The 20,285-nt window shown below is 47.3% G+C and carries 17 protein-coding genes; 9 read left to right on the top strand and 8 right to left on the bottom strand.

The window, feature by feature from the left end; genetic code table 11:
* Positions 1–235: 235 nt before the first annotated feature.
* The 5 genes from sucA to ACWA5Z_RS09260 all read left to right on the top strand — a co-directional run bounded on the left by sucA (position 236) and on the right by ACWA5Z_RS09260 (position 7,264).
* The gene (sucA, locus tag ACWA5Z_RS09280) at positions 236–3,052 is read left to right on the top strand and encodes a 2-oxoglutarate dehydrogenase E1 component (protein WP_431054325.1); all 2,817 of its coding nucleotides are present in this window, start codon (positions 236–238) and stop codon (positions 3,050–3,052) included.
* 68 nt (positions 3,053–3,120) lie between these two features.
* The gene (odhB, locus tag ACWA5Z_RS09275) at positions 3,121–4,338 is read left to right on the top strand and encodes a 2-oxoglutarate dehydrogenase complex dihydrolipoyllysine-residue succinyltransferase (RefSeq protein ID WP_431051701.1); all 1,218 of its coding nucleotides are present in this window, start codon (positions 3,121–3,123) and stop codon (positions 4,336–4,338) included.
* Between the two features lie 106 nt (positions 4,339–4,444).
* Complete coding sequence (sucC, locus tag ACWA5Z_RS09270) at positions 4,445–5,611, top strand: ADP-forming succinate--CoA ligase subunit beta (protein ID WP_431051699.1); 1,167 nt, start codon at positions 4,445–4,447, stop codon at positions 5,609–5,611.
* Complete coding sequence (gene sucD / locus ACWA5Z_RS09265; RefSeq protein WP_431051697.1) at positions 5,611–6,480, top strand: succinate--CoA ligase subunit alpha; 870 nt, start codon at positions 5,611–5,613, stop codon at positions 6,478–6,480. The genes sucC and sucD overlap by 1 nt, the downstream gene beginning before the upstream one ends.
* A 271-nt stretch (positions 6,481–6,751) precedes the next feature.
* Entirely contained in the window at positions 6,752–7,264 is a 513-nt protein-coding gene (locus ACWA5Z_RS09260) for a ClbS/DfsB family four-helix bundle protein (protein ID WP_431051695.1), read from the top strand.
* 13 nt (positions 7,265–7,277) lie between these two features.
* Here ACWA5Z_RS09260 and ACWA5Z_RS09255 read toward each other — a convergent pair whose 3' ends face one another.
* Complete coding sequence (locus ACWA5Z_RS09255) at positions 7,278–9,239, bottom strand: ABC transporter ATP-binding protein (RefSeq protein WP_431051693.1); 1,962 nt, start codon at positions 9,237–9,239, stop codon at positions 7,278–7,280.
* Positions 9,240–9,370: 131 nt separating this feature from the next.
* On the opposite strand from ACWA5Z_RS09255, the gene ACWA5Z_RS09250 reads away from it, so the two are divergent.
* Together ACWA5Z_RS09250 and ACWA5Z_RS09245 are read left to right on the top strand one after the other, a co-directional pair.
* Positions 9,371–9,625 carry a type II toxin-antitoxin system HicA family toxin gene (locus ACWA5Z_RS09250; RefSeq protein ID WP_431051691.1) on the top strand — a complete coding sequence of 85 codons (255 nt, stop codon included), beginning with the start codon at positions 9,371–9,373 and terminating at the stop codon, positions 9,623–9,625.
* Positions 9,622–9,966 (top strand): type II toxin-antitoxin system HicB family antitoxin, encoded by a 345-nt coding sequence (locus ACWA5Z_RS09245; RefSeq protein WP_431051690.1) that lies wholly within the window; start codon positions 9,622–9,624, stop codon positions 9,964–9,966. The genes ACWA5Z_RS09250 and ACWA5Z_RS09245 overlap by 4 nt, the downstream gene beginning before the upstream one ends.
* Positions 9,967–10,035: 69 nt before the next feature.
* Here ACWA5Z_RS09245 and argG read toward each other — a convergent pair whose 3' ends face one another.
* The 4 genes from argG to serC form a co-directional block, all read right to left on the bottom strand.
* Positions 10,036–11,373 carry an argininosuccinate synthase gene (gene argG, locus ACWA5Z_RS09240; protein WP_431051688.1) on the bottom strand — a complete coding sequence of 446 codons (1,338 nt, stop codon included), beginning with the start codon at positions 11,371–11,373 and terminating at the stop codon, positions 10,036–10,038.
* Positions 11,374–11,540: 167 nt separating this feature from the next.
* A complete protein-coding gene (gene aroA, locus ACWA5Z_RS09235) occupies positions 11,541–12,848 on the bottom strand; it encodes a 3-phosphoshikimate 1-carboxyvinyltransferase (protein ID WP_431051686.1) in 1,308 nt (435 codons plus the stop codon).
* Between the two features lie 162 nt (positions 12,849–13,010).
* Positions 13,011–14,108: a histidinol-phosphate transaminase gene (gene hisC / locus ACWA5Z_RS09230; RefSeq protein WP_431051684.1), complete on the bottom strand. Its 1,098-nt coding sequence runs from the start codon at positions 14,106–14,108 to the stop codon at positions 13,011–13,013.
* Positions 14,109–14,122: 14 nt separating this feature from the next.
* Entirely contained in the window at positions 14,123–15,214 is a 1,092-nt protein-coding gene (serC, locus tag ACWA5Z_RS09225) for a 3-phosphoserine/phosphohydroxythreonine transaminase (protein WP_431051682.1), read from the bottom strand.
* 177 nt (positions 15,215–15,391) lie between these two features.
* Between serC and ACWA5Z_RS09220 the strand changes: the two genes are divergently transcribed.
* On the top strand, positions 15,392–15,721 hold the full coding sequence (locus tag ACWA5Z_RS09220; RefSeq protein ID WP_431051680.1) for a DUF496 family protein: 330 nt from the start codon (positions 15,392–15,394) through the stop codon (positions 15,719–15,721).
* A gap of 58 nt (positions 15,722–15,779) precedes the next feature.
* Here the strand turns inward: ACWA5Z_RS09220 and ACWA5Z_RS09215 are convergent, their stop codons facing one another.
* Entirely contained in the window at positions 15,780–17,102 is a 1,323-nt protein-coding gene (locus tag ACWA5Z_RS09215) for an IS4 family transposase (protein ID WP_431051678.1), read from the bottom strand.
* A 113-nt stretch (positions 17,103–17,215) separates the two neighbouring features.
* Positions 17,216–18,118 carry a mechanosensitive ion channel family protein gene (locus ACWA5Z_RS09210; RefSeq protein ID WP_431051676.1) on the bottom strand — a complete coding sequence of 301 codons (903 nt, stop codon included), beginning with the start codon at positions 18,116–18,118 and terminating at the stop codon, positions 17,216–17,218.
* A gap of 181 nt (positions 18,119–18,299) precedes the next feature.
* Between ACWA5Z_RS09210 and tehB the strand changes: the two genes are divergently transcribed.
* On the top strand, positions 18,300–19,163 hold the full coding sequence (gene tehB, locus ACWA5Z_RS09205) for an SAM-dependent methyltransferase TehB (protein ID WP_431051674.1): 864 nt from the start codon (positions 18,300–18,302) through the stop codon (positions 19,161–19,163).
* Between the two features lie 66 nt (positions 19,164–19,229).
* On the opposite strand, the gene pyrD is transcribed toward tehB, so the two are convergent.
* Positions 19,230–20,249: a quinone-dependent dihydroorotate dehydrogenase gene (gene pyrD / locus ACWA5Z_RS09200; RefSeq protein WP_431051673.1), complete on the bottom strand. Its 1,020-nt coding sequence runs from the start codon at positions 20,247–20,249 to the stop codon at positions 19,230–19,232.
* Between the last annotated feature and the right edge of the window lie 36 nt (positions 20,250–20,285).

Below are 20,285 nucleotides of genomic sequence, written 5' to 3'. Positions count from 1 at the left end.
TTTTGCGCAAAATGTTACTTTTTTGTAAAAACTTCTAAGCAGGTCACATTATAAAAATTTTTTTTGAGTATAATTGGTTTGGTAAACGGCAATATGGCGGTTTAGGGTAGAGGCAATATTTTATTTGGTTATCGGCGATAACATGTTAAATTTACTGATAAAACCCCATATTCATTATGTTAATCCTTATGAGTCATTTTAAAAAGGTCAGGTAGTTATGCGGCAAAACGGTACTATGCAGCAAAGTATGCAACAAGGTATGCAGGATTGGCTTGACTCCAGCGCATTGGGCGGAGCCAACCAAACTTATGTCGAACAAGTCTATGAAGACTATCTTAACGATCCGCAAAGTGTGGACGCCAGTTGGCAACAAATTTTCAGCACATTTCCGCGAACGTCTTCCGTGGAACAGCCTCACTCGTCGGTGCGTGATTACTTCCGCGAGCTCGCCAGAGAAAATACCAACCGAACCGGTACGCATACGATTATCGATCCAAGCGCCAGCCGGCGTTTAGTACGGGTTTTGCAATATATCAATGCCTTCCGCTATCGCGGACACTTGCGCGCCGATCTGGATCCGCTGAAAATGTGGAAACGGCTGTCGGTGCCGAATCTGGATTATCAATTCTACGGTTTGGAAGATAAACATCTGGATGAAGAGTTTAATATCGGTAACTACGTATATGATATGGAAAATATCACTCTGCGCGAGTTATCTGAAAAACTGAACGAAACCTATTGCGGCACCATCGGCTTGGAATTTATGCACGTGCATAATATCGAGGTGCGTGACTGGCTGCAGAAAAAAATGGAAGCGCGTCTGAACAAACCGCTCTTCAGCAATGAAGAAAAACAAACCTATCTGCAAGAACTGACCGCCGCCGAAGGGTTGGAACGTTATTTGGGCGCCAAGTTCCCCGGCGCCAAACGCTTCTCGTTAGAGGGCAGTGACGCTTTTATTCCGCTGATGAAAGAAATCATCCGCCACGCCGGAAAATTCGGCGCGAAAGATGTCGTGATGGGCATGGCGCACCGCGGACGTCTGAATATGTTGGTGAATGTGTTAGGAAAAAAACCGGCTGAATTGTTTGATGAATTTGCCGGCAAACACAGCCATGACCGCACCGGCGACGTGAAATACCATCAAGGTTTTTCCTCCAACTTTATGACGGATGACGGCGCGGTGCACTTATCATTGGCGTTTAACCCATCACATTTGGAAATCGTCAGCCCGGTGGTGATCGGCTCCGTCCGCGCCAGACAAACCCGTCTGCAAGACACCGACCACGTGAAAGTGCTTGGCATTACCGTACATGGCGACTCCGCCGTAACCGGACAAGGCATTGTGCAGGAAACGCTGAATATGTCGGCAACGCGCGGTTATACCATCGGCGGCACGATTCGAATCGTAATCAACAATCGTATCGGCTTCACCACCTCGTACACCGGCGATACCCGTTCGACCGAATATTGTACCGATATTGCCAAAATGGTGGACGCGCCGGTTATCCATGTCAACGGCGACGATCCGGAAGCGGTGGTGTATGCGGCACGCATGGCGGTCGAATACCGTGCCGAATTCAAAAAAGATATTTTTATCGATTTGGTCTCTTACCGCCGTCACGGTCACAACGAAGCCGACGAACCGTCTGCGACCCAACCGATGATGTACAAACAAATCAAGAAACATCCGACCCCGCGCAAAGTCTATGCCGACCGCTTGGTCGCTGAAAATGTGTTGAGCGATGACCGCACTTTCGAGATGATGAACGAATACCGTGATGCCTTGGATAACGGCGAATGTGTCGTCAACGAATGGCGCGAGTTAGATCGCAATTCGTTAGAATGGATCAATTATCTGAATCACGATTGGACTGCCGCATACGCCAATCAATTCCCGCAAGAGCGGTTTGTGGCATTGGCGAAAAAAATCTGCCTCTACCCGGATTCGCATAAATTGCACAGCCGAGTGAAAAAAATTTATGAAGATCGCGAGCTGATGGCTGTCGGCGACAAACCGTTCGACTGGGGTATGGCGGAAATTATGGCATATGCCACGCTGCTCGATGACGGACATTCAATCCGTTTGTCCGGCGAAGATTCCGGTCGCGGCACGTTCTTCCACCGTCATGCGGTATTACATAATCAAGAAGACGGCACTTACTATATCCCGCTAACCAACCTGCATAACCAACAAGGGCGGTTTGAAGTGTGGGATTCGGTGTTATCGGAAGAAGCGGTGCTTGCCTATGAATACGGCTATGCCACCTCCGATCCGAAAACCTTGGTGATTTGGGAAGCGCAATTCGGTGATTTCGCCAACGTGGCGCAAGTGGTGATCGATCAGTTTATCAGCTCCGGCGAACAGAAATGGGGCAGAATGTGCGGCTTGACCATGCTGTTGCCACACGGTTACGAAGGGCAAGGGCCGGAACACTCCTCGGCACGTTTGGAGCGCTATCTGCAGCTCTGCGCCGAGCAAAATATTCAGGTGTGCGTGCCCTCGACTCCGGCACAGGTTTACCATATGCTGCGCCGTCAAAGTATCCGTCCTATGCGCCGTCCATTGATTGCCTTAACGCCAAAATCATTACTGCGCCATCCGTTGGCAATTTCAGACATGAGCGAATTACTGGAAGGCACTTTCCAACCGGTACTGGCTGAATGGGATAATTTAGATCCGACGCAAATTGAGCGCGTCGTGTTCTGTTCCGGCAAAGTCTATTATGACTTATTGGAAAAACGCCGTGAAAAACAGCAAACCAATATCGCATTAATCCGCATTGAGCAACTGTATCCGTATCCGAGTGAAGATATGCAAAACGTATTGGCGGCTTATTCACACGTAAAAGATTTCATCTGGTGTCAGGAAGAACCGCTCAATCAGGGCGCATGGTATTGTTGCCAGCATAATTTCCGAACCTCGCTACCGGCAGGGGCGACGCTGAATTATGTCGGCAGACCGGCGTCTGCCTCACCGGCGACCGGTTTTGCCTCTTTGCACGCCGCACAACAGAAAGCCTTAGTGGAAGAAGCCCTGACGATTGAATAACTGAACGTTGGACAAAACGCAGATAAAGTATTTTATTCGTGTACATTTTAACTAAAAAGGATCTAAACATGAGCAATATTGATATTTTGACCCCGGTGTTACCCGAATCCGTTGCCGATGCGACCGTTGCAACTTGGCACAAAAAAGTGGGCGACAGCGTTGCCCGTGATGAAATTATCGTTGAAATCGAAACCGATAAAGTGGTGCTGGAAGTGCCTGCGACGGAAGACGGCATAATCGAATCCATCTTGCAGGAAGAAGGCGCCACCGTTACCGGCAGCCAGTTGCTCGGCAAATTGCAGCCGGTGACCACCGCCGGCACCGTCACCAAAGATACCGTCGCCGCTCCGGCTTCAACCCCGGCAGAACGCCAAAGTGCGGTATTGAGCACCGAAACCGGCGCCGCCAATGAAAATTTAAGCCCGTCGGTGCGCCGTCTGTTAGCCGAGAACAATATTGACTCATCCGATATTCAAGGTTCCGGTGTCGGCGGCAGAATTACCCGTGAAGACATCGACGCGCACCTTGCCAAACAGGCGAAAACCATTCATAAAGAAGGCACCGACAGTTCGGTTGCCTTGGCAAATCGCAGTGAAAAACGCGTGCCGATGACGCGTTTGCGCAAACGCGTTGCCGAACGCTTATTGGAAGCCAAAAACAGCACGGCAATGCTGACCACCTTCAATGAAGTGGATATGTCGCCGATTATGCAATTGCGCAAAGCCTACGGTGAAAAATTTGAAAAACGCAACGGCGTGCGCCTTGGCTTTATGTCATTCTACATCAAAGCTGTGGTCGAAGCGTTAAAACGTTATCCGGAAGTCAATGCCTCAATCGATGGCGAAGATATTGTTTACCATAACTATTTCGACATCAGCATTGCGGTTTCCACGCCGCGCGGCTTGGTAACGCCGGTGTTGAAAAACTGCGATAAATTGACTATGGGAGAAATCGAGCAACAAATCAAAGAGTTGGCGGAAAAAGGACGCGACGGCAAATTGACCGTGGAAGATTTGACCGGCGGTAATTTCACCATTACCAACGGCGGCGTATTCGGCTCCTTAATGTCCACCCCGATCATCAATCCGCCGCAAAGTGCGATTTTGGGCATGCACGCGATTAAAGATCGCCCGATTGCCTTGGACGGGCAAGTCGTGATTCGCCCGATGATGTATCTTGCGCTGTCCTACGATCACCGTTTGATTGACGGACGCGAATCGGTCGGTTTCTTGGTAACGATTAAAGAATTGTTAGAAGATCCGACACGGATTTTATTGGAGATTTAAGCCTCTATGTAGTAACAGCCTAATTCTCCCTCCGCATGCGGAGGGAGAAAACATACCAAGTGCGGTACCTAATTCAAATTTCATAGGAAAAAGTAAAGGATCCCCAATGAACTTGCATGAATATCAGAGTAAAAAAATCTTTGCAGATTATCAAATTCCCGTTCCGGTCGGCTATGCCTGCCAAACTGTAGAACAATTACTTGAAGCGGCAAAAAAACTCGGTGGCGACACTTGGGTTGCCAAATGTCAGGTTCATGCCGGCGGACGCGGCAAGGCGGGCGGTGTAAAATTAGTGAAAAGCGAAGCGGAAATCAAAACCTTTGCCGAACAGTGGTTCGGCCAACGCCTCGTCACTTTTCAAACCGATAAAAACGGGCAGCCGGTGAATACGATTTACCTTGAGCAATGCTCTTCAATCAAAAAAGAGCTGTACCTCAGTGCGGTTTTGGATCGCAGTTCACAAACCGTTGTGGTGATGGCCTCGACCGAAGGCGGAATGGATATTGAAGAAGTAGCGGAGAAAACACCGGAGCTGTTACACCGTATCAGCTTGGATCCGCTATTAGGCGGCATGCCGTATCAAGGACGGCAATTGGCGTTTAAATTGGGCTTGATCGGCGATCAAATCAAACAATTTAGCCATATTTTCACCCAACTTGCCAAGTTGTTTGTGGAAAAAGATTTGGCCCTGGTCGAAGTCAACCCGTTAGTGATTTTAGACAATGGGCAACTGTTTTGCCTGGATGCTAAAATCGTCACCGACGGCAACGCCACTTACCGCCACCCGGATCTGCAAACCATGCAAGATCCGAGCCAAGAAGATCCGCGTGAAGCCCTGGCCGAAAAATGGCAACTAAATTATGTCGCCCTGGACGGTAATATCGGCTGTATGGTCAACGGCGCCGGTTTGGCGATGGGAACCATGGACATCATCAAATTACACGGCGGGCAACCGGCAAACTTCCTGGATGTCGGCGGCGGCGCCACCAAAGAGCGGGTTGCCGAAGCGTTTAAAATCATTTTGTCCGACAGTGCGGTGAAAGCCGTTTTAGTCAATATTTTCGGCGGTATCGTGCGTTGCGACTTGATCGCAAATGGGATCATCGCTGCGGTCAACGAAGTGGGCGTCAGTATTCCGGTCATTGTTCGCTTAGAGGGCAATAATGCCCCGTTAGGTCGTGAAATTTTAGCCAACAGCGGTTTGAACATTATCGCTGCCAACAGTTTAACCGACGCCGCCAAAGCCGTCGTCGCTGCCGCGGAGGACAAATAATGTCGATTTTAATTGATAAACATACCAAAGTGATTTGCCAAGGTTTCACCGGCGGACAAGGCACGTTTCACTCCGAACAAGCCCTGGCTTACGGCACAAAATTGGTCGGCGGCACTTCGCCGGGCAAGGGCGGCACCACCCATTTAGGCTTACCGGTGTTTAACACCGTTGCCGAAGCGGTACAAGCTACCGGCGCAACCGCCAGCGTGATTTATGTCCCTGCCGCAGGCTGTAAAGATGCGATTTTAGAAGCGATTGACGCCGGAATTCAACTGATTATCTGTATCACCGAAGGTATTCCGACCTTGGATATGCTGGCGGTGAAACAAAAACTAAATCAAACCGGCGTACGGATGATCGGTCCGAACTGCCCCGGCGTGATCACCCCGGATGAATGCAAAATCGGTATTATGCCGGGCAATATTCATCAAAAAGGCAAAGTCGGAATCGTCTCCCGCTCCGGCACCCTGACCTATGAGGCGGTGAAACAAACTACCGACTGCGGCTTAGGGCAATCCGGTTGTGTCGGTATCGGCGGCGATCCGATTCCCGGCTCGAGCTTCATTGATATTTTAGCCTTGTTCGAACAAGATCCGGAAACCGAAGCGATTGTGATGATCGGCGAAATCGGCGGTTCAGCGGAAGAAGAAGCGGCGGCCTACATCAAACAACACATCAAAAAACCGGTTGTTTCTTATATTGCCGGCGTTACCGCACCGAAAGGCAAACGTATGGGACATGCCGGTGCGATTATCAGCGGCGGCAAAGGCACCGCCGATGAAAAATTTGCCGCCCTCGAAGCCGCAGGCGTTACCACCGTACGCAGTCTGGCTGATATCGGTGACGCATTGCTGAAAGTAATGAAATAAGCGATCAAAACGGCTTTACATCAGTAGAGCCATTAGATTCTCGACCAAGGTCACCGATAAGACTGCGTAGGGGCGGATTATCTATCCGCCCGTTTACGAAGTGCAGTATAAGCATTTAATCTACAACGGAAAAATGCAATGTTCAGTTCGGGCGGATAGATAATCCGTCCCTACTTTTATCATGAAAATCAAGTTAGTTAATCTTTGTCAGCAGTCTGACGACTTTATATCAGTAAAGCCATTTTTCTTTGAGCAACGGAGAAAAGAATCTATGTCATCCATCCCACAAAACAAAACCGAATTGCTGCTTGCGATTCAACAGGCTTTTGACAAAATCCTGCAGGAATACCGCACTTTCGATCCGCAATGCGTACGCCAACTCGGTGTTGAAGGCAACAGTAAAGGTACAAAAATTAGTGTTGCCGATACCCTCGCCTATCTGATCGGTTGGCAAAATTTAGTCTTAAAATGGCACTATAAAAAGCAACACCATGAACACATTGATTTTCCCGAAACCGGTTATCAATGGAATGAATTAGGCAGACTGGCAACCAAATTCTACCAACAATATCAAAACTGGGATTATAGCGATTTACTGCAACAGTTTATCACCACAACCGAAGCGCTACTCGATCTGGTGGAATCCTTAGACGATCAGCAGCTCTATGGCGGAACCTGGTACAAGCAATGGACGCTCGGCAGAATGATCCAACTGAACAGCTCATCGCCAATGAAGAATATGCTCGGCAAAATCCGAAAATTTAAACGACAAAGTGCGGTTTAACCGCACGTTTGTTTTAGCCGTTACCATTACTGATATTTTCCAGCTCCTCCCATCGCAACAAGTTTTGCTCCAGTTGCTGTTCCTTTTCGGCGAGGCGTTGCAGGGTGTCGCTGGTGTATTGATGATCCTGTTGGAAGAAATCGCTGCTGCCGACTTCCGCTTGCAAGGTTTCGATTTCCGCTTCCAGTGTTTCCAGCAACTGTGGCAGTTGTTCCAGTTCGCGCTGTTCTTTGAAACTTAGCTTTTTACGTTCAGCCGTTTTTTCTTTGGTTTTTTTCTCGTCAGTTTCAACCGCACTTTGGGTATTCGCTTGGCTGACCGCACTTTTGTTTTCGGCTGGTTTTTGCGTTGCTGTTTTTTGCGTTAGCGAAGCAAAATAATTTTGCTGTTGCAGCTTGGCGTCGCTATAACCGCCGACATAGTGATTCAGTACACCGTCACCCTCGAAGAAATAACATTCGGTGGCGGTGTTGTCGATAAATTGACGATCATGACTGACGATAATCAGCGTGCCTTGATAATCCGCCAAAATTTCTTCCAATAATTCTAAGGTTTCCACGTCCAGATCATTGGTCGGTTCGTCGAGAATCAACAGGTTATTCGGTTTGAGCAATAATTTTGCCAACAGCAACCGATTGCGTTCACCGCCGGATAGCGCCTTCACCGGGCTCATCGCCCGTTTTGGCGGAAACAGGAAATCTTGCAGATAGCCTAACACATGGCGTTTATGCCCGTTAACTTCCACATCTTGCTTGCCGTCCGCCACATTGTCCATCACGCTTTTTTCCGGATCGAGATCGGCACGATATTGATCGAAATAGGCAATTTCTAATTTTGTGCCTGACCGCACTTTGCCTTGGGTCGGCTCGAGTTGTTGTAATAACAGTTTGATAAAGGTGGTTTTGCCGCAGCCGTTCGGACCGATCAAGGCGATTTTATCGCCGCGCAGAATATTGGCGCTGAAATTTTTCAGCAAGACGCGATCTTCAATTTGATAGCCCAACTCTTCAATTTCAAACACAATTTTGCCGGAACGGATGGCGGTATCCAGTTCGATTTTTGCTGTGCCGAGCACTTCGCGCCGCTGACGACGTTCCTCACGCAAGGCTTTTAAGGCGCGCACTCTGCCCTCGTTACGGGTGCGGCGCGCTTTGATTCCTTGTCGAATCCAGACTTCTTCCTGCGCCAGTTTTTTATCAAACAACGCGTTTTGCAACTCTTCCACGCGCAAATTTTCTTCTTTAGTGGTGAGATAGCGATCATAATTGCCGGGATAAGAGACCAATTTGCCGCGATCCAAATCGACGATTCGGGTCGCCATTTTGCGGATAAAAGAGCGGTCATGCGAGATAAAAATAATACTGCCGGAAAACTCCGACAAGAAATTTTCCAACCAATCAATCGCGTCAATATCCAAATGGTTTGTCGGTTCGTCAAGCAATAAAATCGACGGATTGCTGACTAACGCCCGTGCCAACGCCGCTTTGCGCTGCCAGCCGCCGGAAAGTTCCGATAATAACGTGTCGGGGTTAAGTTCCAAGCGTTTTAACACATCTTGAATGCGGCTTTCGATCAGCCAACCGTTGGCGTGATCCAGTTGCTGCTGCACCTCTGCCAACTGTTGCAATAATTCATCGGAATAGTCGCGGGTCATTTGATGGGAAATATGGTGATATTGCTTAAGCAAATCGGCTAAATCCGCAACCCCCTCCGCCACATAATCAAATACGCTGTCTTCAATATGGCGCGGCGGATCTTGCTCCAAGTGTGAAATCACCACGCCGCTTTCCAGTTGCAACGTGCCGTCATCCAAGCCGACCTCACCGGCTAAAACCTTCATTAAGGTCGATTTGCCCGCGCCATTGCGCCCGACCAAACAAACCCGCTCGCCTGCTTCGATATGCAAATCCGCATGATCCAACAACGGGTGATCGCTAAACGACAAATACGCATTGCTCAAATTCAGTAACGCCAAAATAATTCCCTATTTTACCCAATCAAAATTGTGAGGATTTTAGCAGTTTTATGGTGGGTTTTATATCCTTTAAATAAAATCCCTTTTAATGGTACTAAAATATGGTACTATCATTCTGTTTGGAGGAGACTGTGAAAAATAAATCAAAATTGACCCTGCAGCTGATTTTCAAACGTCCGGTCAGTGGCAATATTCGATGGAAAGATATCGAATCGCTTTTTTTGGATTTAGGTGCGGAAATTGAAGAACGTGAGGGATCGCGTGTTGCCGTTATATTATTCGGACAGGTAAAAGTATTCCATCGCCCACACCCTAAACCTGATACCGATAAAGGCGCAGTTGCCAGCGTTAGAAAATGGTTAGAAGAAAATGGAGTAACATTATGATTAATATGATGATCATTAACGGACATAAAGCCACCATCACCTACGATGATGAAATTGGTTTATTTCGTGGGGAATTTCACGGATTAAACGGTGGTGCGGATTTTTATGCCGCCGATGTTGAAACCTTGCGTAGAGAGGCGGAGATTTCACTGGCGGAATTTTTAGCCGTGTGTAAAGAAAAAGGCATTGAACCTTATAAACGTTATTCCGGTCGCTTCAATTTACGCCTTGATCCGAGGTTACACGCCGAGATCGCCGCCTTTGCCAATGCCGAAAATTTGAGTTTAAACGAATGGGTGGTTAAACGCTTGCAAAACGATATTCAGCAGCTTTCGAGGTAACAAAAAACCGCACTTTACAGCCTTATTGACTGGCAAAGTGCGGTTGATTTGCAACATCAGAACGATGGATTAGTCTTTTTTACCTAACTGTGGCAATACGGAATCTTTGCCGGCGATTAATAAGCCGCTTTGAGTGTAAATGCCCAGCTTGGCGCGGGTATCGACGATGTCGAGGTTACGCATGGTTAATTGACCGATACGATCCGCCGGGCTGAATGGCGCGTTTTCCACTTTTTCCATGCTCAAACGCTCCGCTTCATAGGTCAGATTCGGCGAAACCGTATCTAAGATCGAATAATCGTTACCACGGCGTAGTTCTAACCTCACTTCACCGGTCACCGCCCGTGCCACCCAACGTTGTGCGGTTTCGCGCAGCATTAACGCTTGCGGATCGAACCAGCGACCTTGGTACAACAACCGTCCTAAACGCAACCCGTTGATACGGTATTGTTCAATCGTATCTTCATTGTGAATGCCGCTGACCAAACGTTCGTAGGCGATGTGTAACAACGCCATTCCCGGCGCTTCATAGATACCGCGGCTTTTCGCTTCGATGATACGGTTTTCGATTTGATCGCTCATGCCTAAACCATGACGCCCGCCGATACGGTTCGCTTCCAAGAACAACTCGACCGGATCGTTAAATTCTTTACCGTTCAGAGCAACCGGCACGCCTTCTTCAAAGCGCACGCTCACTTCTTCGGCTTTCACCGCCACATTTTCGTCCCAAAACGCCACACCCATAATCGGTTTGACGATACGGATACCGGTGTTTAAGAATTCCAAATCTTTGGCTTCATGGGTTGCGCCGAGCATATTGGAATCGGTGGAATAGGCTTTTTCCACCGACATTTTGTAGTTGAAGCCGTTGGCGATCAAGAATTCGGACATTTCATGACGACCGCCCAATTCATCAATAAACTGTTGGTCTAACCACGGCTTGTAGATTTTCAGATTCGGGTTGGTCAGCAAGCCGTAACGATAGAAACGCTCAATGTCATTGCCTTTAAAAGTGCTGCCGTCGCCCCAGATATTCACGTCATCTTCTTTCATTGCCGCCACCAGCATGGTGCCGGTCACTGCACGCCCCAATGGCGTGGTGTTGAAATAGGTTACGCCGCCGGTTGAGATATGGAACGCCCCGCATTGGATTGCGGCAATCCCTTCGTGCGCCAGTTGTGTGCGACAGTCAATCAGGCGCGCGTCTTCTGCACCGTATTCTTTGGCTTTGCGCGGAATCGCGTTGTAATCGTCTTCGTCAGGTTGCCCTAAGTTGGCGGTGTAAGCGTATGGCACAGCCCCTTTTTGGCGCATCCATAACAGCGCGGCGCTGGTGTCCAAGCCGCCGGAAAATGCGATACCGACTTTTTGACCTAACGGAAGATTTTCAAGAATTGTCGCAGACATAAGAGTTCCTATAAAGATAATCGTTGAGATGAGATTAATGCGTATTTTGCGGTTGAATATTATGCGCTAAATCACATTTAAAGTCTAGGATTAAAATAAAAATTCATTTTATTGCATAAAAAATCAATTAGACCGCACTTTATGCAATGAAAGTGCGGTCTAAACGGTTATTTTGCGATTGCTAAAAATTGATCAAAAAAGGTCGGGAAGGTTTTTGCCGTGCAATTCGGATCAAGAATCGTCACCGACGTATCCGACAGCGCAATCAGTGCAAAACACATTGCCATACGGTGATCGTTGTAGGTTTCAATCTCGGCGTGTTGGAATTGGCTGAGTGACAGCGGCTGAATACGGATATAATCTTCCCCCTCCTCCACCGTTGCCCCCACTTTACGCAATTCGGTCGCCATCGCGCTTAAACGGTCGGTTTCTTTCACCCGCCAGTTGTAAATATTGCGGATCACCGTTTCGCCTTGGGCGAAAAGTGCGGTGGTGGCAATGGTCATTGCCGCGTCGGGAATATGGTTCATATCCATATCAACACCGTGCAATTCGCCCTGTTCCGCTTCGATAAAGCTGTCGCCCCAAGTGACTTTCGCCCCCATTTTTTCCAATACCTCGGCAAACAAGCGATCCCCTTGGATACTGTTTTTACCGATTCCGGTTACCCGCACTTTGCCTTTAATCGCAGCGGCGGCTAAGAAATAAGAGGCGGACGACGCGTCGCCCTCCACTAAATATTCGCCAACCGCGTGGTATTGTTGTTGCCCCTTGACAAGGAAAGTGCGGTAATCCTGATTTTGCACCCGCACGCCGAAAGCCGCCATCATCTTTAAGGTGATGGCGATATAGGGTTTTGACACCAACTCGCCGATAATTTCAATTTCGGTATCGGCTTCAGCCAACGGCGCAGCCATTAAAAGTGCGGTCAGGAACTGGCTGGAGACCGAGCCGTCGATCCGCACTTTGCCGCCGTTTAAGCCGCTATTGCGAATCGCCAGCGGCGGATAGCCGTCGTTTTCCAGATAATCGATTTCCGCTCCGGCTTGGCGCAATGCGTCGACCAAATGCTTAATCGGGCGTTCTTTCATGCGCGGTTCACCGGTCAATACGATTTCGCTCGCGTCCGCTTGCGGGTTGTGCAAACACAACGCCGCCGCCAACGGACGCATTGCCGTGCCGGCATTGCCTAAATACAGCGATAAACCCGACTGCCAGCGGAACGCGCCGCCCAACCCTGTCACTTTACATTCGGTTTTATCTTGCGACAGCTGATACTCAACGCCAAGCTGCTTTAACGCATTCAACATATGGTGCACATCGTCGCTATCGAGCAAATTAGTGACATTGGTTGTGCCCTTTGCCAATGCCGCTAACAATAAGGCACGGTTCGACAGGCTTTTTGAACCGGGCAGATTAATTGTGCCTTCGACACGGGTGATCGGGTTCAAAGTAATGGAAGTTGGTTGTTGCATAGATTACTCATTAAAGCTATTTAGTCAAAGCACGGGCGGATTCTATATCCGCCCGTGTACGAAGAACGATATAAGCATTCAATAAATAAAGCATAAACGCAAAGTGCGGTTCGGGCGGATATAGAATCCGCCCCTGCAATATTTATCAATACGTTATAGATATTACAACCCTAAAATCAGACTCAAGGCGTCAATAAAGCGTTGGTTTTCCTCAGGCAAACCAATGCTGATACGCAGGTGATTCGGCAAGCCGTAACCGGCAATCGGGCGCACGATCACGCCGTTTTCCAGTAATTTTTGATAAATCGGGGCGGCAGGTTGTTTGAGATCCAAGGTGATAAAATTGCCTTTTGACGGCACATACGCCAAGCCTTTTTGTTGGAAAAAGGTTTCCAACTGTTTTAAACCTCGACGGTTGTTTTCCGCCACTTTTTCGATGAAAACATCATCATTCACCACCGCCACCGCCGCGCTTAATGCCAAGCTGTTGCAGTTAAACGGCTGGCGCACACGGTTGCACAAATCGGCAACCTCCGGCGACGACACCATATAACCAATACGTAAGCCCGCCAAGCCGTAGGCTTTGGATAAAGTGCGGCACACCACTAAATTCGGGTATTTTTGCAATAGGTTAAATGACGGCACACGCTCATCGGCGGAGGTAAATTCGGTATAAGCCTCATCTAAAATCACCAGAATATGCGCCGGAACCTTGGCTAAAAATGCTTCGATTTGCGCCGCGGTTAAAAATGTGCCGGTCGGATTATTCGGGTTGGCGATATAAATGACTTTGGTTTTTTCACTGATTGCCGCTAAAAAACCGTCTAAATCATGTCCGTACTCTTTCGCCGGCACAATCACCGCTTTGGCGTTGATTGCTTGCGAAACCAACGGATAGACAATAAAAGTGTATTGCGAAAAAATCACTTCATCGTTGGCATTTAAAAAGGTGTGGGCAGTGATTTCCAACAAGTCGTTCGAGCCGTTGCCTAAAGTGATTTGTTCCGCTTGCACGCCGAATTTTTGCGCAATCGCCCGTTTCAGTTCAAAGCCGTTGGCGTCAGGATAACGGGTTAAATCGTCTAATTGCTGTTGGATCGCCTGTTTCGCGCTTTGCGGAAAGCCGAACGGATTTTCATTCGACGCCAATTTGACGATATTGGCAATGCCCAATTCGCGTTCCAGTTCTTCAATCGGTTTGCCTGCCTGATACGGCGACAGCTCGCGCACGCCCGGATTGGCGATGTCGATAAATTTCATAGTGTCCTCTGTTTTTATGCGTTTTTATTCTCTTGCGCAAAACGCTGCATAAAGGCGATTAGCGCTTCCACGCCTTCAATCGGCATAGCGTTGTAAATCGAGGCGCGCATGCCGCCGACGATACGGTGTCCTTTTAACGCTTGTAAACCGCACTTGGTGGCTTCGGCAACGAATTTGGCGTTCAATTCGTCGTTGTCGGCGGTAAAGGTCACGTTCATCAAAGAGCGGTTGGCAACGGCGACAGTATTACGGTAAAAATCACTTTGATCGAGATAGGCATACAGTTTTTCCGCTTTGGCACGGTTGCGACCTTCCATTGCGTTTAAACCGCCGTTATCCGACAGCCATTGGAACACCAACGAGCAGAGATACCACGCGAATGTCGGCGGGGTGTTGAACATTGAGTCGTTGTCGCGCAGAATTTGGTAATTCCAAATTGACGGTGTATTCGCGCGCGCTTTACCAATCAAATCATCACGCACGATTAAAATCACAATGCCTGAAGGCCCCATATTTTTTTGCGCACCGGCATAAATCACGCCGAATTTACTGACATCAATCGGACGGGAAAGAATATTGGACGACATATCCGCCACCAACACCGCCTCACCGACATTCGGCACATCAAAAATCTCCACGCCGCTGATGGTTTCATTCGGGCAGTAATGCACATAATCGTATTGTGCCGCAACATCACTGAAATCCAGTTGCGCCACACCGACGACGCCGTCTTGTTCGGCGCTAATCGTGATTTCGTCGATTTCACCGAACAAACGGGCTTCTTTCGCTGCCGCGCCCGACCAATAGCCACTGTTCAGATACAGGGCTTTGCCGTTTTGGCTTAATAAATTCATGGGAATTGCCGCAAATTGCCCGCGCGCGCCGCCTTGGGCAAACAGCACTTGGTAATTATCCGGAATCGCCATTAATTCACGGAGCTGTTGGATCGAGCGCGCTGCCAATGCCATAAAATGTTTACCGCGGTGGCTCACTTCCATCACCGAGGTTTGCAGCCCTTCCCAGTTTAACAACTCCTGTTGTGCTTGTGCTAAAACCGCAGGCGGCATCATTGCCGGACCGGCACTGAAATTAAATACTTGAGACATGTTGTTGACCTTAACTCGAGAAATGAAATAAATAAACTTAGTTTTATCATTCCCTTCCGCTCTTATCAATCGCTTTGTCGCATTTGCGACGATTTTTCTTAATCGAAGCCTTTGACGATCCTGACTAAAAAGGATAAATTAAGGATGTTATCAATAATCAAATAAGTGAGAGTGAAAATGGAAGCGGTAAACAAACAATGTTTTCAAGACGTATTGGAGTATGTCAGCATGGCTCGTCAAAAAAACAAATTAAAACGCGATATGGTTGATATCGAGCGTAAAATTCGTGACAACCAAAAACGGGTTTTATTGTTGGACAATCTGAATCAATATATTAATGATGAAATGAGCGTGGCGGATATTCGCACCATCATCGCCAGTATGCGCGACGATTACGAAGATCGGATTGACGATTATGTGATTCGCAATGCGGAAAACTCCAAACAACGGCGCGAAATCAGCAAAAAAATGGCGGAACAAAGTAAAGCCCGCCAACTCAAAAAATAAACGACACCATTCAACGCTTAACCATGCAAAGTGCGGTCTAAACCGTAATGCCAGTCAGTTAAGGCTGGCGTTTTTTTGTGCAATATTTTTTTGTTTTTTCTCTAACCCATCTTGGATAAGGTTTCCTGTTGCGCCGTTTCGGCAATTTATAGGTAGCAAGTTGGTTGAGTAAAAGTTGATATAATTGGGGTAATTTGCTTGGGCTACTGAGAGGCATCGTGGTAAAAAATGCAATCACCGCAGCTGAACAACTGCTAAAACTCAGCTGAACCGGGCTGAGTCCCTGTTGTAATTTCGTCGCTTCACACATTGCTCGCCGAATTAAATTATAAGCCAGCAACACACCCCATAATTCTTGTTTAACCATTTCCGACTTTTTACTGCGTAACGTGTAGGCACTATTTAGTAAATATTGTTTCACTTCCCGGTAACCCGGTTCAATCCCCCAACGATGGCGATAAAGTCCGATAACTTCCTCTGCAGGGTATAATTCCGGTTCCAGTAATGAGGTCAATATTTGGAAGGATTTCCCCTTTTCGTGTTTTTCAATTAATCGGGCTTCTATATAGGTCGGTAAATCACTATCCCGCTTTCTTGATGGCTGTGTCGTCTTGAGTTTGATACGCTTATCCGTTTCGCTGTGAACGGTCAAAACCTCATATCTCAGTCCTTTTCTTACCGGAATCAACCAATGTTTATTTTCGTTGTGATTCTGCCAATGATAAAGTAATCGTAATGAATAAAATCCTTTATCGAATAAGGTTAAGCTATTCGACGGGGTTGTGGTAATGAGCGGCTCGGCTAAGGTCATTTCGCTTGTACGGTAAGGCGCGAAATGCGCATTAACAATCAAGTGACTGGTCAATTCCATATGGCAAACGGCTTTAATTTGAGGGTAATCGGATAAACCGTTGGTATGTCCTGAACGTCCAAAAGCCTGTTGGTTTTCCTGCGTATCTTCTGTCCGCCAAACGACACCATCCACCGCAAACAAATTGAGATTTCGCCAGTGTGGTAAGTGCGGTTGGTTTTCGGCAAAATAGTGTTCGGCTGTTAATTCAAAAACGCGTTTTACACTTTCTGCTCCTAAGCGTTGTCTAGCCTGAACGATTGCGCTCGGTGCAGTGATGAGCTGTTTGCCCGGCAAGGCTAAATCTAATCGATTGATGATATCGTTCAAAGATTGTTTACGATATAAACTCATACCGATAACCGCCCATAGCACGGCAGTGAGTGGCAAACGCCGTTTTCTTACTGTGGCGACGCCGGAAATATTGAAGGCTTGTTCCAATAATACGGGATCTAGAAATTGATTGAGTTTTTCAAGTTGATAGACTTTTGAACTGAGTATGGTTTGATAAAGGTCTTGTTGCAATGTCATAAGAAATAATCCAATCACGAAATCATGATTGGATTATTAAATGATCATTTGGATCGGTCAAGTTGCTTAACTGATCGGCATTACGGTATAAAAACCGCACTTTTACTTTCCGTCTATTGTTTTCCCAAACTCGCCGCGCTGTTCTCGGGAAAATGCACATCCAATTGGTTAAACGGAATCTCAATCCCCTCCCGATCAAATGCCAATTTAACATTCTCGGTAATGGCATAATAAACGCCCCAGTAATCCGCCGTTTTCGCCCAAGGGCGCACAAACAGTTGCACACTGCTGGCAGCCAAAGAGCCCACGGCAATTGTCGCTTGTGGATTGCTTAAAATACGCGATTCCTGCGCCAGACAATCGGCAATAATCCGTTTGGCTTTGCCAATGTCACTGCTGTAAGCAATGTCGAAAATAAAGTCGACGCGGCGGGTTTCATTGGCGGAATAGTTGGTAATACTGTCACCGAAGACTTTCCCATTCGGTACCAATACGGTTTTATTGTCTCCGGTGCGCAACTCGACCACCAACAACCCGATTTGCGTTACCGCTCCGCTGACGCCGCCGGCTTCAATAAAATCGCCTTTTTTAAATGGTTTGAAGATTAAAATCATCACCCCGGCGGCAAAATTTTGTAACGAATTTTGCAGTGCCAAACCGACGGCTAAACCCGCCGCCCCGATCAATGCCACCAACGAACTGGTGTTAATCCCTAATTGGGATAGTGCGGCAATAATCACAATTAAGAGAAAAAGGAAGTAACTAATTGAGCTGACAAAACCCTGTAACATTTCATCTTTGCTCGATCTGAGTACGACTTTGCCCAATAAACCACTGAATAATCTCGCCAATAATTTACCGATCAGATAAATCACAATTGCCAATAAGATTTTTGTGCCGTAAGGAATGATCCATTGATTTAATAAACTATTGAGATCAAGCTGCTGCACACCGTTGATCAAAGCCGCAGTCTGGGCCTGAATATCAATATTGGTCGTTTCTGTGGTTGCGGTCATCGTGACTCCTTCCCTTGCGCTGATATGTTAAATTAGTGTTGATTTTAACATAAGATAAGCCAGTAACTCGACAAATTTAAGTAAACTTGACTAAATCTGTCGGAAATAATTGCCTCGCCAATAAATTTTCTTTAAAATCCACAAAAAATAAATATTTTAAATATATCTTTAAGGATACGCTATGCACTCACAATTAATTTGTTACAAAAAAATGCCGATTTGGAGCAAAGATACCCTGCCGCAAATGTTCCGCGAAATGCACAACACCAAAGTCGGCACTTGGGCAAAAGTCACTATTCTTTCCGGTTCCCTTGAGTATTTTGAATTGGACGAATCCGGTAAAATATTAAATCGTTATATTTTTGATACGGCAAACCAACCGCCGTTTGTCGAACCACAACAATGGCACCGTGTTTCGCCCCTGTCCGATGATTTGCAATGTTATTTGGAATTTTATTGCTTGCCGCAAGATTATGTTGCCAAAAAATACAATATGACAGCAACCCATTCCGAAGTAATTAATGCCATGCAATTTGTTCAGCCTTGCAAAACCTTGGATCTCGGCTGCGGTCAAGGACGCAATTCTGTATTTCTCGGCGTGCAGGGCTTTGAGGTTGACGCTTGGGATCAGAATGAAACCAGCATTGCATTTTTAGATTCGGTGATCGAGAAAGAAAAATTAAGCAACGTCAAAACCGCACTTTACGACATTAACCAAGCGGCAATTCAAGACAATTACGACTTTATCCTTTCTACCGTGGTGATGATGTTCCTAGAGCGCGATCACATCCCGGCAATTATCGCTAATATGCAGCAACATACCAATATCGGCGGTTATAATTTAATCGTGGCGGCGATGTCCACCGATGATATGCCTTGCCTAATGCCGTTTTCTTTCACCTTTGCCGAAAATGAACTGAAAAATTATTACCAAGGTTGGCAATTGCTTAAATATAACGAACAAGCGGGCGAATTGCATAAAACCGACGCCGACGGCAATCGGATCAAATTGAAATTCGTGACGATGTTGGCGAAGAAAGTCTAGTCGTTTACAAATAAAAAAACGGGTTTCTGATTATAAGAAATCCGTTTTATTTTTAAATAACGTATCTTACCGAACGCCTTCCACCAAGGTTTTGATCAAGTGCGGTCCGTGGTAAATCAAACCGGAATAGAGTTGCAACAGCTCGGCACCGGCAGCGATTTTTTCCTGTGCGCTGGCAACGGAATCAATCCCGCCGCTGCCGATAATCGGAATCTCGCCTTTCAATTCTTGATGTAAACGATTAATGATTCGGGTACTGAGTTTTTGCAACGGTTTGCCGCTTAATCCGCCCTGCTGCTCAGCATTGGCAATGCCGCTGACGCTGTCACGGGAAATCGTGGTGTTGGTGGCGATGACACCGTCTATTTTATGCCTGCGCAAGGTATCGGCAATTTGCACCAGCTCGGCTTCGCTTTGATCCGGCGCAATTTTCACCGCAATCGGCACGTATTTGTTGTAATAATCCGCTAATTCCGTTTGTCTTGCTTTCACCGCCTGCAACAAATCGTCCAGCGCGTCACCATATTGCAATTGGCGCAAACCCGGCGAATTTGGGGAGGAAATATTGATCGTAATATAACCGGCATGGTTATACACTTTGTTCAGACAATAAATATAATCGCCTTTGCCGTTTTCGACCGAGGTGCTGGTATTTTTGCCGATATTAATCCCGATCACACCGTCATAACGCGCTTTTTTCACATTTTCGACCAGATGATCGACACCATGGTTGTTAAAACCGTTGCGGTTGATAATCCCCTCGGCTTCGAGCAAGCGGAACTGGCGCGGTTTCGGATTGCCGTCTTGCGCCAACGGCGTCACCGTGCCGACTTCGATAAAACCAAACCCCAGCGCACCGAAACCGTCAATCGCCTCGCCGTTTTTATCCGCCCCCGCCGCCAAACCGATCGGATTTTTAAATTCGATTCCCATGCAGGTTTTCGGCGTGCCTTGCGGGCAGCGAAGTGCGGTTTGCAGCAGATATTTCGCCGGCGTTTTACCGAGAATGGCCAAGGTTTTCACGGTAACATTATGCGCCAGCTCTGCGTCCAGTGAAAACAGCCCTTTGCGAATAAAAGAATACATATCCTAACCTTTTGTGTAGGGGCATATTGCATATGC

Source organism: Testudinibacter sp. P80/BLE/0925 (assembly GCF_053570785.1).
The sequence above is the reverse complement of the archived record's forward strand: the minus strand, read 5'-3'. Positions and strand labels throughout refer to the sequence as shown.